Source organism: Dyadobacter sp. SG02 (assembly GCF_900109045.1).
Taxonomy (GTDB): domain Bacteria; phylum Bacteroidota; class Bacteroidia; order Cytophagales; family Spirosomataceae; genus Dyadobacter.
In genome coordinates this window covers 218,726-234,051 of the sequence record NZ_FNYL01000006.1, presented here as the reverse complement: position 1 = coordinate 234,051, position 15,326 = coordinate 218,726, and the positions used below count along the sequence as shown (strand labels likewise).

The 15,326-nt window shown below is 52.0% G+C and carries 10 protein-coding genes; 1 reads left to right on the top strand and 9 read right to left on the bottom strand.

The genetic code is table 11. The features are described from left to right. From BMW93_RS16310 to BMW93_RS35180, 4 genes are all read right to left on the bottom strand, one after another. Window positions 1-1,275 carry an aminotransferase class V-fold PLP-dependent enzyme gene (locus BMW93_RS16310; RefSeq protein ID WP_090378864.1) on the bottom strand — a complete coding sequence of 425 codons (1,275 nt, stop codon included), beginning with the start codon at window positions 1,273-1,275 and terminating at the stop codon, window positions 1-3. 144 nt (window positions 1,276-1,419) lie between these two features. Continuing rightward, entirely contained in the window at window positions 1,420-3,177 is a 1,758-nt protein-coding gene (locus BMW93_RS16305; RefSeq protein ID WP_090378238.1) for an ATP-binding protein, read from the bottom strand. A gap of 107 nt (window positions 3,178-3,284) precedes the next feature. Continuing rightward, window positions 3,285-3,872, bottom strand: a complete 588-nt coding sequence (locus BMW93_RS16300) for a response regulator (protein WP_229240501.1) — start codon at window positions 3,870-3,872, stop codon at window positions 3,285-3,287. Further along, window positions 3,854-4,108, bottom strand: coding sequence for a hypothetical protein (locus tag BMW93_RS35180; RefSeq protein WP_177194102.1), 255 nt, complete (start codon window positions 4,106-4,108; stop codon window positions 3,854-3,856). Before BMW93_RS35180 ends, BMW93_RS16300 begins: the two co-directional genes overlap by 19 nt. A 199-nt stretch (window positions 4,109-4,307) precedes the next feature. Between BMW93_RS35180 and BMW93_RS16290 the strand changes: the two genes are divergently transcribed. Then, on the top strand, window positions 4,308-4,793 hold the full coding sequence (locus BMW93_RS16290; RefSeq protein WP_177194101.1) for a DUF4142 domain-containing protein: 486 nt from the start codon (window positions 4,308-4,310) through the stop codon (window positions 4,791-4,793). Between the two features lie 18 nt (window positions 4,794-4,811). Here BMW93_RS16290 and BMW93_RS16285 read toward each other — a convergent pair whose 3' ends face one another. Genes BMW93_RS16285 through BMW93_RS16265 form a run of 5 tightly spaced genes read right to left on the bottom strand, consistent with a single transcriptional unit; the run spans window position 4,812 to window position 15,264 of the window. Continuing rightward, window positions 4,812-8,603: a metallophosphoesterase gene (locus BMW93_RS16285; protein ID WP_090378229.1), complete on the bottom strand. Its 3,792-nt coding sequence runs from the start codon at window positions 8,601-8,603 to the stop codon at window positions 4,812-4,814. A gap of 18 nt (window positions 8,604-8,621) precedes the next feature. After that, complete coding sequence (locus BMW93_RS16280; protein ID WP_090378226.1) at window positions 8,622-9,488, bottom strand: SdiA-regulated domain-containing protein; 867 nt, start codon at window positions 9,486-9,488, stop codon at window positions 8,622-8,624. Further along, window positions 9,488-11,524 carry a polyphosphate kinase 1 gene (gene ppk1, locus BMW93_RS16275; protein WP_090378223.1) on the bottom strand — a complete coding sequence of 679 codons (2,037 nt, stop codon included), beginning with the start codon at window positions 11,522-11,524 and terminating at the stop codon, window positions 9,488-9,490. Before ppk1 ends, BMW93_RS16280 begins: the two co-directional genes overlap by 1 nt. Window positions 11,525-11,535: 11 nt before the next feature. Further along, complete coding sequence (locus BMW93_RS16270; RefSeq protein ID WP_090378219.1) at window positions 11,536-12,843, bottom strand: Pycsar system effector family protein; 1,308 nt, start codon at window positions 12,841-12,843, stop codon at window positions 11,536-11,538. Between the two features lie 24 nt (window positions 12,844-12,867). Next, complete coding sequence (locus BMW93_RS16265) at window positions 12,868-15,264, bottom strand: GAF domain-containing protein (protein ID WP_090378217.1); 2,397 nt, start codon at window positions 15,262-15,264, stop codon at window positions 12,868-12,870. Window positions 15,265-15,326 lie beyond the last annotated feature (62 nt).

The following is a 15,326-nucleotide window of genomic DNA, read 5'->3' as shown; positions in this document are numbered from 1 at the left end:
TCAGGCTCCCCCCAACTCTTCGCGAATCCTCCGCGCCACCACCTTATCCTCTCCCGGCTGCAACATCCAGGCAGTTACGCGGATAAGGTTGGCGCCTTTGAGCGTTGCTTCCGTGGCGGGATCAATCGAATCGGAGCCAGCCTGGTAATGGTATAGCGGCAATCCTGAAAAACCTGCTTCTATCGATGGGCTGCCAAACCGCAGCTTGTCGCGTAGTTCCCGACCGGTCAGTTTTATGATGTTGTCGTCCCAGCTGATCGTCAGGGTCGGTGTGATATTGCCCAGTTCGGGGATCGTTACCTTGGTGGTAATGCCTGGCAGGTCTTTCACCGCCCCTTCAATGCGGGCAATCTGCGCTTCCCATTCCTTCCATTCCCGGTCGTGATCGCCGGAAATGAATTTTTCGAGCGCCACGTACATGCCGAGTATTTCTTCCTTATTGACTTTGTGTCCGCGTGCGACCGTGAACCCGCGCGGGGGCGCATTCAGGCGGGCAGCCGCGACAATTTCTTTTCGGCCCATCAATATCCCCGCGCTCTGCGGACCACGCATAGCCTTGCCGCCGGATATGAACACCATATCGAAGCCCATATCATTAAATTTCCAGAGATTGGATACGGGAGGTACATCGGCCGCAATATCGATCGACGTCGGTATACTGTGTTTTTTACCTAATGCGACCCAGTCCTCATGTTTGATCTGCCCCGCATTGGCTGTGATGTTCAGGAAATGGAGTAATGCTGTTTTTTCATTGATGGCTTTTTCCACGTCCTCGATCGTCTCGACTTCGACGACGGTACACCCGGTATTCAAAAAAGCATGGTTATAGCGTTCGTTGTGCGATTTCTGGCAAATCACTTCTGATCTCATTCCGGTTCCTTCCAAATGCGGCAGCTGCTCCACCTTACGCACGTCCAGGCCCGTGAGCACACCCGCAAGGCCGAGCGTCATGGCTGAAAAAGCGCCGCAGGTCACCATAGCGGCCTCGGAATGCACCAGTTTTGCAATTTTCTCCCCGACCTTGTCCTGCACTTCGTCGATCATACAAAAATGCCGGGAGGTGTTTTCGATCGTCTCCACAACTTCCTCGTGCATAATGCAGCCCGACATATAAGTGAGCGTGCCGGCGGCATTAATGAACGAGCGGATGCCGAGTTCCGCAATAACATCCCGCTTTTTCTTCCGGGAAACTTGCTCCGCCCGCGCCCCGGAAACCGGCAACGAGCTGAGTAATGGCAATGTGGAAAGGCTTTGAATAACTTTTCTGCGTTTCATGGGGTTCAGGTATTTGTTGAAACGCAAGATAACAAATGTACGTTATTTGACCGCCGAAGGCCTATGGCGTGTGCGACCGCAGCCCTATTGGTCAATGGTAACAGGCCCCCGGCTGCGCGCCTTCGGGCACGGTCACCTGATCCTTCACGTTGAAGCGATCCCCAGAAAAGGAAAGATATAATCGTAGAAATCCTGGGGAATAAAAGGCTTGATAAAATACCCTGAGAAACCGCTCGCCATCGCCCGCTCCTTCTCGTTTTCGAACGCCGACGCCGTGAGGGCGATAATGGGTACCCGTGCGTCGAGCTGGCGAATAAGCCCGGTGCTTTCGAAGCCGTCCATGACCGGCATCCGGAGGTCCATCAGCACGAGATCATACTGGTTTTGGCGGAACATTTCATAAGCTTCCTGACCGTTCGAGGCCGTGTCGTGGAGGATATTCTTGCGTTTCAGAAGCTGCGTGGCCAGTACCAGGTTGGTTTTATTGTCGTCCGCGACAAGCACCCGTACTTCCGGAATGTCTTCGGCTACGGCGACCGGTAACGGCTGGCTCACCGCCACAGGTTGCTCCGAATAGGGTATCGACAACCGGAACGAGAACCGTGATCCTTTGCCTTCCTCGCTTTCCAGATGGATTTCGCTGTCGAACAGGCGCATCAGCTCCCTGGAAATGGCCAGACCGAGCCCGGTTCCGCTTACGCTGTCGGAATGCGTGCGCGCCCTTACCTGTGTGAAAATTTCGAAGATACCTGCCTGCTCTGCGTTCGGAATGCCTATGCCGGTATCGGTCACCGAAAAATCAATGGTTACGGCCTCAGGCGTACGCGCTACTTCCTTCACTTCCAGTACAACAGACCCGTTTGCCGTGAATTTGATCGCATTATGCACCAGATTCGTAATCACCTGACTTAAACGGAGGCGATCCGCGACCAGTTGTGCCGGCAGCCCCGGATCGATCGAGCATACGAGCGAGATTCCCTTTTCGTTGGCCTTCGGATCGAAGGTTTTTTTGAGTATATCAAAAAGTTCGAATGGGTTGAACGGCTGGGGATCGAGTATAACGTGGTTGGAATTGATCTTGTTGAAATCCAGCACATCGTTGACGACCGCCATCAGATGGTCGGCCGAGAATTTCAGGGTGTTCAACAAATCGTTGGGTTTTTCGCTGTGTTCTTCTTCCTGTATCATCAAATGTACCATACCCACGATCCCGTTCAGCGGCGTTCGGATTTCGTGGCTCATCATCGACAGGAAGTCCGTTTTGGCGCGGGTAGCCTGCTCGGCGATGGTCTTTTGCCGTTCCAGTGCGTCGTTTTGCTGTTGTAGCGTATAGCGGAAGTAGAATTCGCGTTTGTCTTTACTGTAATTCAGTTTTACTACAAAAGGAAATACAATATGGGCAACCATGACGAAAACCGCCCCTTGCTCGAAAAACTCCGTTAGAGATGTATCTGAGAAAAAGTGGATCGATGCGGGGTACAGCGTCAGGCCGAGTAACGAGACGATCAGCGCATAACGCAAAGGCCAGCGCAGGACGAGCCCCGCGAATATGACCGCGAGCGTGAGGTTAATGCAGGATTGTACGTAGGAATGATGCGGCCGCGACAGCAGGAATGCATAGAAGCAGATTAGCGTTACGAAGGCGTAAAAACTCATTTGCTGCCCCGAGATCACCTTCCGGTAATTCAGGAACATATACCCCAGGATAATGGAACCCGACAGCATATGAGCCGGCAAAAGTGTATAAAAAAAAGGATCGCCCGAGAGGAAAAAAGCAATGGCCGACAACGGGTTGCAAACCAGGAAAGTATTGCAGAACAGACGGTTTTGCACCCGGGTCTTTATTTCCGCCTCTTCCTGCCAAAGCTGCTCAAAAGATTCGGAATAGTGAATGTCTTTCAAATAGGAGCTTTTTGAACGTTGAAACCCAAAAATACCCCTAAAAATGTTAAAGACAGTGCATTCCGGGCACAAATGCGGGGTTTTCCCACCCTAGGAAATAAATGAGTTCAGTCCAGTATCACATTATCGAAAAATCCCCGTAATTTTTCCGATCCGATAATGCGGCGACAGGTCTCCACGGTCAGCGGCTTTTGCTGATAGTCGATCACCTGGCCGAACGCCAACGCACGGGCTTTCTCGCTTTCCTCCGTGGCCGAGCTTACCATCACGATCAGAACTTTCGGGAGATACGGCCGGTCGCGGATCGCCCCCAGAAACTCCCAGCCGTTCATGACAGGCATATTAATGTCCAGTAACACCAGGAACGTCGTTTCCATGGCCTGGTTGGTATCCAGGTATTCCAATGCTTCCTGCCCGTTGTAGCAAAGCACGGTGTCACAACCTATCCCGCTTCTTTTGAGAAAGGTATCATGAAGAAACAACATGATCTTGTCGTCGTCCACTAAAAGGATTTTAAGCCCGTCATTCGTCATCGTTCTGAACTTTATCTGCTTTGCGTACAATTTGTCCGGATCGTCCGTCATATTGATCGCAATGTTCACAAGCCATCGGTATTCGCCGAAGCCGTTCATAAAGCGAAAGGCCTCCGTTCTGATCCGCCCGTGCTCCCTGATTTTTAAAAACAGTGCCAGCAATGCCTCCTAGTGGTCGGCGTGGGTACCGTCGAAAGCGTTTTTTTCCGTGAAATCACCGGGATGGATGCCGAGAATCGGATAGCTGCTTCGCTCACATCGGTGATCACGCACATATGCAGGCCGGGCAAAATATTGGATTTCGAATTGAAACTACCGGTGATCACCGTGCCGTCTCTCCGCCGGTTCTTCATCAAACCGTTGAGAATTTCACCATTGAGGAAGTTCTTCCATACCACATCGAAAGTTGTTTTTCTTTCGAAGCATCCCGTCTCCAAATCCTTCCTGCTGCTCTGCACTCATGCATTCAACCCCTAGCGGGAATCGGTGTTTTGCAGATTTAATGTTACAAATACGAAGTTTCTTCCAGGCACAATAATTATCCCAGGCCACTAAACAACCAAGATGTTTATGCGCGGATACTTATTTTTAATATTAATGACCCTGCTTGTCGCCGGTGCGGGCTGCGAAAGTGACGAAAAAACCGACCCAACGCTGATCGGCGAACTGGATAAACAGTTTCTGCTGGCCGCTGCCGACGACGCCCTATTTCAGGTCAATGCGGGACAGGTAGCAGCCGCGGGCACTACTCAGAAAAACATTCAGGAATACGGTGAGGACATGACGACGGACCACACACAAACCGGGAAGGAATTGCAGCAACTCGCTACCGCCAGGAAAGTAGAGCTGCCCACGACGCTTTCGAACGAGCGGCAGCAGCAGCTGGATAGCCTTTCGATGCTAACCGGAGCGGGACTGGACACCCTTTACGCCAACCAGATGGTCGCGATACAAGAACGGGTGGTACATATGATGGAGATCGAAGGCACCTCCGGCAAAGACCCCGAATTGAAGCAATGGGCGACGAGTCGCCTGCCGGTAGTGCGGCAGTTCGGAGAGCGGGCCAAAGGGCTGCGGCAGTGACGGCCACGCCCGCCCCCATCAAAACCAAAACCCAAGCTGAATCGCGATCCGCGGCTTTTCCTCGTTTTTCTCCTTCGGAATGAATGCCCCTGCGGCGATGGTCAGCGCATCTACCGGTGAGAGCCAGATGCCGCCGCCGTAATCGTAATGCCATCTGTCGGACGATTCGCCTTCGAGCCATACGCGACCGTAGTCGAAGCCACCGAAAATGCCATAGGTGAGCGGTAATGTCGGGTTATAGCTGCTGCCGAGGCGGAGACGCAGGTCGGTATCGTGCCAAACGGAGCTTTTTCCGTAGAAACGCTCGGTGCGGTACCCTCTCAGGCCCAGCTTGCCGCCGATATTCGGCATCTGGAAAAACTGGAAGCCGCTGCCGAAGTTTACGCCCGTGCCTAGCTGCGTCGCGAGGATCAGGTTTTCTTTCTGGTCGAGGGCGGTGTACCAGGCAAATTGCGCACGAAGTCCTGTGAAGTTTTTGTCGTTTTTCAGATCGGTCGTCCAGTTCAAGGCGGCATTGAAACGAATACCCGAATGCGGCGAGAACAGGTTATCGATGCTGCTGAAATTGAATGTGAACTTCGCCCCGCTGTAATATTTGGTTTTGAAAAGATCATCCGGCAAGCCATTCTCGGAACTGGTAATGTACCTGCCTCCGGTGGCCTGAATGTCGTTCAGCTCGAATACCGGCCCTAATGTAATGAAGCCATTGTGCCCGCCGAACCGCTTTTTGAGCGCCGGATAAACATAGAATGCGCTCTGCCGCACGCGGTAGAAGTTGGGATCATCCACAGGCCGCTCGGATTCGTTGCCCAGGCCGGCGTAGTTGAATGCGTAGCGCGGACCGCGGTAATAGCTATCGAGATAGAAGTCGAACTTCTTGAATGCATTGATAAAATCGCCGGTATAGTTCACTTTAAAGCCCTGCGTTCTCACTGCAAAACTTCCACCGATCGACTGTACCGAGGCATACGGCTCTTTTTTGAACCCATATTTGGTCACATTCACGGCCCCGCCGAGGAAGAAGCCGTCGTCCGGGTTAGCGCCCAGCAGTGGCAGCGGCAATGTAATGTCGTAGTTACTGTCGGCACTCCGGCGGTCGTACACGTTGAAACGGTACAGGCTCGTGCGTTTGTCCTTCGTGTCCGGGCCAGGAATAATGGTGTTGTTTTTCAAATCATCATAAACAAGCGTCTTCTTCCCGCCACCGCTCACGCGTGCGCTATCCGCGAAGACATCCTTGCCCAGCCCGCCAATCAGCCGCAGCTTCACGCCTTTGTGTACATCGCCTTTGACGATGAATTCGTCGTCGTCGCCATTTCCGTAAATATTAATGGCGTGCGTCACGGCATTTTCGAAAACGCGCTGGTAGTTCTGGTGCTTGATGCGGCCCTCTTTACTTGTTTCGTACACCGTCACCCGCGTATGCGCGTCGTCCACGCGCTCGATCACGAAGCGTTCCTGCTCCTCGGTACCGATCACATTCACCTCTTTACTCACAAACTCATAATGCGTCCGCGCGATCTCCATCAAATGTGCCCGGCGGGCCTTCAAACCTTCGATCATTCTGGGCGAGGCCATTTCGGCTGCTTTGGCCGGCCAGTCTCTGAAAGATGCCTCGATAGCCTCGTCGGTGAGGTTTTTCTGGATAAATTTCACCTGTTCTTCCCATTGCTCCCAGCTCAGTTCGTTCAGGAAGGTACGGTCGAAAAGGCGGGCGCTCCATGTGGTCCATTTCATGCTTTGGATCTCCGGGCCGTAGGTTTGCAATTGCCGCAGGAAAGGCAGCGTTTGCCGTGCGATATTTGTCAGGAAGCCATCGTAGCGCGAAAATGCCTGGTCGCGGTCGCGGGGGATGGGGCGGTAAATGGTGGTACCGTCCTTTTGTTTGGTGGAAGCCCACGCCCATTGGTCGTCGTGGCGGTCCCAGTCGCCGATAATGAAATCGAGCAGGCGGGTACGGATCGCCCAGGGCTCATCGACTTTATTTTTACTGTTTTCCAACAGTGCCTCCACGAGGTCGGGCGTGCTCACAATCTTGTCGGGGTTCCCGAAGAAATCGGCATCTTTCCAGCGCTTGCCGTCGGGGCGCTCTTCCACGAGGTTCATCGTGCCTCCGAAAAGGCTGTTAAATGTTGCCAAACCGGGCTGCGCCGGCACATAATACATCCTCGGATTGGTATGGTACACATTGACAGCTCCTGCCAAAGCAGGCATATTCAGCGGCGCGAAGGGGTTCGTCGACAGGAAGTTATCTTCCACGAGGTATTGCGCCGCAATCATCTGGTTGAACGGAAACGGCAGGAACCGGCTCACGTCCTTGGTAAGGCCGCGCATGGCAAATTCCCTGCCGTCCTTGTCGCGGAGGCGCAGAGAGTTGGTCTGGTTACCCCCGCCCTGCTTGGTCGGTACCACACCGCCTTTATAAGTGGCCAGGTCCAGCACCGGGAAGCGGTATTGTTGTAAATAAAGCGGCCGGTAATGCTCGCCGAGCATGGCTTTATGCACTTTTCCAATGGGCTTGACCTCGTTACTGACGATGAATTTCGTGGTCGAATCGGCGTGCTGATTATACTCGGTAAATGCGATGGTAGAATCCGGTATTTCGATCTTTTGCTTGTCTTTCACTTTGTGTTGAAAAACAAGTTTGGCATCCTTTCCGTCGGGCGTCACTTCCCAGAATTTAGCCCAGGTTTCGCCATCCTTATAGAAGCTCAATGTAGAAAAACCGAGTTTGGACGAGGAAAACATCGAACCTTTACCAAGACTCGCCGGGCTGACTTTCGAACCACTGCCACTTACGACAAACTCCTGCCCGTCGTTCTCGATAAACTGCAATGCATGCTCGTGCCCACTCGCGAAAATAAATTTGCCATTCTTCTTCGCGCCCGCGAGCACGGCCGTCCGCAACTCCTTGTAATGCTTGTTGGCCACATCCTGCCGCGAGCCGATCGTCGCGCGGAACAATGCGCTGAGACTACCGATCACCGGCAGCGGAATGTAGAGTTTCGGATTCAGGTCGGTCAGCGGGAAAATGTGCTGCTTGATGGTAAACCTTCCCCCGTGCGGGCCATACGTGTAAGGCGGGTGGTGCATCGCGATCACTACGTGTTTGCTGCGGTATTTGCGCACCACATTCTCCCACACAAACCGGAACTGCTCGCGGTTCCTGATCTCGCAGCCGTCGTTGATCTTCTGGTCGCGGTCCCAGTCGGTGAGCCACCATTGCGAATCGGCGACGATAATCACCACATTATCATTCAGTTCCACCACTTCGGGACCTGAGCAGCCGTTCAACGGCAGGAAATAATCTTCATATTCCTCCTTATCCTTTTTGCCGCGGCTTTCGTTGATGTACTTCTGGATGTATTTCTCCTGTCGTTTCAAACCCTTCACGCCCCAGCCGCGCCAGTCGTGGTTACCGGGCACGAAAATCGGGTGGCCTTTGAAGTTTTCGAGGGTTTCGAGCTGTGAGTTGATGCGGAATTCGGCCACTTTGCGCGCTGCGGAATCTTCTGACGGCGGCATGCCCGATTCGTAAATATTATCGCCCAGAAACAGCACAGAGCTGTTTTTTGACTCGGTAGCCAGTTTCGTTTTGAGGTATTCCAAAACCGGGGCCCGGTTTTCATGCGAATCGTTGCCGGCGTCGCCGACCAGGTACATGGTATGTTTCAGTTCCAAAGCAGGATCGGGCGATGCCGACTGCCATTGCGCACCTTCTTTCGAAAAACGGGTTTTATAGCTCGCACAGGACGAAACGCCTGTCAGAACTGCCCCGAATGCGAGTAAACGGAGTAAATATTGATTCATAGGATGTCAGCAAAGGCCCTACCGGCCCGATTTTCTGAATTTGAGCACATTCCCGCTGAAAAGGTCGTCGCCCTCGTTGGAAATATAAAGATTACCCGCATTGTCGAACGCAATGCCTTCCGGCTGGATAAACATGTTGCTGTTGAGGTGATGGACGTCTTTCACCTTCCATTGCCGGTCCGTGACGACGACCATCTGGTTCACCGCCGAAATAATGTACCATTCCTTCGTGATCGGGTTACGTGCAATGCCCGACGGCCTGAAACCACGCGCTACCTTGCCGGTAATCGCCTTGATTTCGTCCACATTGATCGCAAACTTGCCCGATTCCGCAATCACCGAATCCGGTCCGGTTTTCAGGATATAGCCGGAAACGCTGTTCTTGGAATTGTCATCCGCGCAGTTCTTGCAAATGACGTACAGCTCGCCGGTACCTTCGTCGCCGTACATTCCTTCATATTCACCTTTGGGTAGAACACCTTTCACTTCTGCCACGCCTTCCGGTTCCTCGAAAACGGCTTCCGCCATCGGAAATGTGTAAATGGTACCATTGCTTTTCAGAATGTAAGCCCGGTCGTTAATGATCGAAACATCCTCATAATCCCCCTTCTTACTGAATTTGGAATGCAGCTGCTTCGGTACGTCCCACGCCAGCCTGAACAGCTTGCCATCCTCGTCCTGGATCGCGTAAACCGTATCGCTCTGCCCCTGATCGAATGCAATGCCCGAAACCTCGAAAAGACTCTCGGGCAGGTTGAATTTTTCTGGCTTATTGAAATCGTATTCCCGGAAAGTCTCTGTTTCTTTTTGCGTCGAATTGCAGCCTGTTGCGAGCAAGCCCAGCAATGCAACAGCCGCCAAGGTCGATGAGTATGGATTTTTCATTAGAATGTCTTTTTAAAATTCTCGACAGCGCCCGTCAGGTAATGGTAAATGGCCTCCTGCGAGCGTACGCCCCCCGGAAGTGTCGTGACGGGCACATTATGCAACTTTTCGTCAATCCAAACCGCCTGTACGGTATCGTCCCATTGCAGGGCCAGGATGTCGGTTAGCTGTTTTTTCAAATCTTCGTGATAAATGGGGAAACACACCTCGATCCGGCGGTAAATGTTGCGGTTCATCCAATCGGCGGAGCCCATGAATACTTCCGGCCGGCCGTTGTTATGGAAAATAAAAACGCGTCCGTGTTCGAGGTAGCGGTCCACAATGCGCTTGATGCGAATGTTTTCGCTTTGTCCCGGAATGCCCGGCACCAGCCTGCAAATGCTGCGGACGATCAGGTTCACTGCAATGCCTGCATTGGAAGCCTCATAGAGTTTGTTGATCAGTACCTCTTCTTCCAGGTTATTCAGCTTAATGGTAATGCCTGCGGACAGGCCGTTTTTGGCATTATCGATTTCCCTGTCGATCAGTTCAATAAACCTGTTTTGAAGATTAAACTGCGCTACCAGCAAATGCTCGAAGCGCATCGCGTCGATCTTCTCTGGTTTTTTCTTTTTGCTCAAAAACCCAAACAGAAGCTCGGTTTCTTTGAGCATGGCCGGATGAGCGGTAAGCAGGATATGATCGGTGTAAAACCGTGCGGTCCCTTCGTTGAGGTTACCGGTCGCGAGCAGGCCGAGGTGGGAATGCGTTGGGTGTTTGCGCTTCACCAGTGCAAGTTTCGCGTGGACTTTCAATGCGGTTACGCTGTGGATGATCTTCACCCCTGCCGACTTCATCTTTTTCGCCCAACGGATATTGTTGGCCTCATCGAACCGTGCTTTCAGCTCGACCAGTACCGTCACCTTTTTGCCGTTTTTGGCCGCGCTGATGAGCGCGTGGGCAATTTTAGAATCATGCGCGACGCGGTACATCGTCGTGTAGATTTCCTGTACCGCTCGGTCAATCGCGGCTTCGTTGAAAAAGCGCAGAATGGTATCGTAAGTCTGGTAAGGCGCGTGCACCATCAGATCGCGGCGGGTCAACGCTTCGAACAGCGTCTCCGGTTCTTCGAACCCTTCCAGATGCTGCGCCGCGGGCCAGGCCGGGTAGGAAATCGCCGGAGAAGCGACCGGCAACGACGACAAATCTTTCAGGTTATGATACCGCCCGCCTTCGACGAGCGACGCTTTTTTCAGGTCAAAAACATTCACGATGTATTGCAAATGCCTCAGCGACAACCCCGGCTCGTACAAGAACCGCGTAGCCAGACCGAAATCGCGTTTACCCAATTGCCTCTCCACCTGCTCGGCCATGTCCTCGCCGTCTTCATCGAGCAAATCCAGCTCCGCATCGCGGGTCACTTTGATATTGAATGCTTTGATATCCAGCGCATCGGGAAAGAGAATGCTCAGATTGCAGCGGATCAGGTCTTCGAGGAAAATAACATACTCATCGTCTGGCAGTTTGATTTTCACAAACCGGTCGAGTTGCGGCACGGGGATATTCACCAGCGCTATTTTTTCCTTATCGCCCGGCAGTTGCAATACCACTACGATGTAAATCTGGTTGTTTTCAGGAAAAAATGACGTTTTATCGTTCAGGTAAACGGGCTGTAAAAAGCCTGCTATTTGCGTGTAAAAATAGCGGCGCGCGAATGCGGCAATCTGTTCGGAAACACTTTCTTTATACAAAAAATGAATCCCCTGGCGCGCCAATGCGGGTATGATCGATTTGCCGAGAATGCGACCAAATTCTTCCTGCTGCCGGTTCACGGTCGCTTCCGCTTCGAGGTAGGCGTTGTTCGCGGCATCCTTCATCGCGTTCTTTTGCAGGTAGGGCATCCGCACCCGGTAAAATTCATCGAGATTCGACGAATAGATCGACAGAAACCTGATCCGTTCCATGAGCGGGACGGCTTCGTTCGCGGCTTCCATCAATACCCTTTCATTGAAAGTAAGCCAGCTGATATCCCGGTTGAAATAGCGGAACGCTTCCATAAGACGGCGGATCAGTGTTCGAAGAAAATGGAGGCGATCACAAACGCGACCACGGAAATGACGATGCCAAACATGAATACATTATACCCCACGCGCAACAACCGGTACTTCCTGCCCAACACAACTCCCTGGGAATAAACGTCCTTCGTAAGGCTTCCGTACAGAAAATCCCGGTCGTTCATCATCGTCTGCATGCCTTTGGAATACTCATCGAACGACATCCGGTAGAAGTTACCGAAAAACAGCAGGTTCACGCTTTTGGCGTCGATATCGTCCTGCGTGAATGTACCGCGCGGGATCGTCGGGCGGGTGGAAAGGATCGAGAATACCATGGTGACCATACAAACGGTGAGCAGCATCATGGTCGGGAGGATCAGGTACGCATTGTCTTCGAGCTTGCGCACGAGCACGCTCAGGAGCACCGAAATGATGATCGACGTCGTCGTGATCATGATATGTGCCTTGTTATCGGCCATATCGCTCAGGCGCTGGTGGTTGTTGGAACTGATCCTGAACATGGTTTCGATGCCCTTGTCCGGCCGGTCGTCCTTCTTCTTTTTGCCTTCGGCTATTTCGGGAATGAATGCTTTTTCGTCTTTGTGATGATGGTGCTTCGCAACCGGCAGTGCCACGGCCAGCTCCGTCGGGCCTCTGTCGGCTATCGTTTCCCCGACAGAGGCTTCTATCGGACCAATATCTTCCCCCGGTTCTTCAAGGGTTTCTTCCAGTAGCTTCTGTTTTAATTTTTCGAGGTTCTTTTTCTTCTGCTTATCGAGCAGGTCGCGGCAGTAATCGGTTTGGTAAGTATGCGATTCCAACAGTTTGATGGTGCTTTTGCGCCATTCCGTCTTATCAATCTTCCGGCCGAGGCGTTGTTCCGCTTCCTTGCGCACGAGCTTGTTCCAGTCACTGAAATCGGGCGTACCCAAATGGAACAGATCGGCGTCACAAACTACCTGTTGGAGAAAATTCGTCGGGTTCTGGGGCCATACCGTTGCCAGAATACATCCTTCGACTTCCGCAATCACCTCTTCATCCACCTCTTCCGAGCGGAGGAATTCGGCCGCCATTTCAGCGCCTCTTTTCTCGTGGCCGGCTGCCTCGCCGGTGCTGTAACCCGTATCATGAAACCAGGCGGCCGTCACGACAATGAAAGTCTCTTTGTCCTCCAACCGGTAATGGTTGGCGATTTTGACCGCATTAGCTACCACCGACTCGGTATGAACGAGGTTATGGTAACTGAGCTGCGCCAGCGCTTTCGTACCGAAAAAATGGTGGACGTGATGCTTAACCTTGTCGAGCCGATGGTTATAGTTCATAGAACGTTCAGTTATAATGCTTCGTTAATTCCAGTCCGATTCCAGGTTTACGCCCACACGGAGCGCTTTCAGGCCCGTAACTCCCTGCAAGTCTTCGAGATCGAAGAATTCCAGGTCATCCAATAAAGTATTTTTTTCCTGTAAATACCGGACATACCCCACATATTCTTCGGCCGATTTGTTGTTGAAATACACCAGCGCGATCTTTCCCGGTTGGGTAAGCCGTTCGCCGGTCCCTTTCACATGCACCTTGTCGATCCGCTTCTTGATCACCTGGTACCGGATATTGTATGCGCCTTCGACGTCGAACCGCCGCTCGTCGTCCCGGAAGCTGATATCGATACTGCCCGAGTTGATGAATATCAGTTGCGTCGTTTCCAGCGGTTTTTCCAGTTGCGGGATGAGCGAATGCGTGATCCGGGCAATAGCCGCCATGGTCGTCAGCTGCCACAGACGAATGTTTTTGAGGTAAAGTTCGCTGAAACGCTTTTGCGGTTCAATGGACTGACCAATGTAAATGTCGTACTCGATACCATCCGTCCGGAATTTTTCGAAATAGCAGGGGTACGATTCCTGGATTTCATTTCTGAACAGATCGAGGTAAAGGTTAACCGCCGAATTGATCGCCTGCATCGATGCTTCCAGCTCCCGGCGGTTGGCAAATGCCGAGCCGTGGTCCTCGTCGATCATGGCAAAATACTGATCGATGCGATTGCGCAGTACCAGCTCGCCCGGGTCCATGGCACCCGAGCCGAACATTTTGAGGCTTTCTTCTTTGAAATGCTCCAAAAATGGATGTGCCTCGTTTTCCAGGAAGTCCCGGATCTTCATTTCGTCGTTATCGGTACTGTCGTCGGTGATGTCCGCAATCCATTTTTTGCATTTGAAGATCATCTCGTCGGCCAGCCCGAACCCGAGTTTTTGTTTCAGAACAGTAAAGGTTTCTATCAATACATTGAATTGAAGACGGAGATCTTCCCTGAGTGCCGCATTTCTTTCAAGGGTTGAATTCCGGATATCGATCGCGCCGTATAGCGGGAATACGTTCCGGAACTGAATGCCTTCGATTTCGGCATTTTGCGGGTTAAGTGCCTTGTCGCGGATATAATGCCAGGCTGTTTCGCGGAAACGCCATTGTACGGCGGGCTGCAACGACGTGAACTTGTCGCGGATCACATTGTCGATCTGCACATTGAACTCGTCGATGTAGTTGGTCATCATCTGCGCGATCCACGGCAATGCGATATCCAGCTTCGCGAGCAACCGTTCGTCGATCGATTTCTGTTCTTTGGAATACACTTCCAGCACGCCTACTACATTATTATCATGGTAAACGGGCAGTAATGCATAGGCTTCTACCCCATCATTTTGCAGAATGCGGATGAAGTCCTGTTTTTTGGGGTCCTCCGCTCCCAGGTTACGCAACAGCAATGTCTTGGGCGCCTCGAAATACTGGGTAGCCATATCGAGGTAGGTCTGCTCGGCCATGTCGTTTTCGGTGGCGGCACTCATGAGCTTGCTGAAAAGGATAGAGCTGCGGTCGAAAACCAGTTTGTTGTTGACGCGCAGCACGGCCATCAGCCCGAAGTCGACGCCGGCATTTTCGACCAGCATTTTCAATGCGCCTGCCACGTAATTGAAATACGTTTTCGGGTCGAAAGAAGCGCGGTCGAGGATGGTATTCTTGATGTTTTCAACGGCGTGCTCTGCCGTAACGTCGTTCAGCGTGATCACCGAAAAGCCTTCGAAATGGAAGAGGCTGTGCGGCAGCAGCGTAGAAAATACATTGATATCGAAATTCTCCTGTAAATCGGAGCGCAGCGTATCGAGGTCGAGCTCGGGAAGGCTGCCTTTGGCATATACTTCACAAAAGCGATTGTCGATATGCACCCGGTAATACTTTTGCAGGCCCGAATCGTCGTCCTTCAAAGTGATGATCATATCCGGGTGGTGCAGGGGCGGAAAATGGTAGAGCTTTTCCAGGATGAAGGAATAGAGCATCTGCATTTTCTGCTTGTAGTTGACCCCGCGGTCTTCGATGAGGTCGCACCTGATATTGCCATCCTGCTGGAAAAGCAGGCTATAAAAACCCGACGTGCCGTAAAATACAATAGGGCTGACGGGAGCACTCAACGCCCAGAAAACTTCCTTTTCGTTGGCGATAGGTGGCATAAGCATGCCATAGATCAAACTCAGTTCTTCCTTATAGTTGGTGACTTCCGCGAGCGGAATATCCTGGCTGAAACCCGGATTGGCTTTCAGCTTGTCAAGAACCAGCGAGAAAAATGTCTTTTTGACCGTTTCTTCCTGATCGATTTTACTTTCCAGAAAGTTGATGAAGCTCCGGAAAGAAATGGATGAGTCAAGTTTCTGGAGACCGTATGGTGTGTTTTGAGTTACATCAATCGTGATCGGTTCCATTATTTGGTTTTTTGCACACTGAATGAATGCGCTGGTGGCTTTCGGATACTAAAATTCAGTGT

Bases quoted from the DNA above. Each gene is read 5' to 3' on its own strand.
- BMW93_RS16310 (WP_090378864.1), bottom strand. From the start codon at position 1,275: ATGAAACGCAGAAAAGTTATTCAAAGCCTTTCCACATTGCCATTACTC.
- BMW93_RS16290 (WP_177194101.1), top strand. From the start codon at position 4,308: ATGACCCTGCTTGTCGCCGGTGCGGGCTGCGAAAGTGACGAAAAAACC.
- BMW93_RS16285 (WP_090378229.1), bottom strand. From the start codon at position 8,603: ATGAATCAATATTTACTCCGTTTACTCGCATTCGGGGCAGTTCTGACA.
- BMW93_RS16280 (WP_090378226.1), bottom strand. From the start codon at position 9,488: ATGAAAAATCCATACTCATCGACCTTGGCGGCTGTTGCATTGCTGGGC.
- ppk1 (WP_090378223.1), bottom strand. From the start codon at position 11,524: ATGGAAGCGTTCCGCTATTTCAACCGGGATATCAGCTGGCTTACTTTC.
- BMW93_RS16270 (WP_090378219.1), bottom strand. From the start codon at position 12,843: ATGAACTATAACCATCGGCTCGACAAGGTTAAGCATCACGTCCACCAT.
- BMW93_RS16265 (WP_090378217.1), bottom strand. From the start codon at position 15,264: ATGGAACCGATCACGATTGATGTAACTCAAAACACACCATACGGTCTC.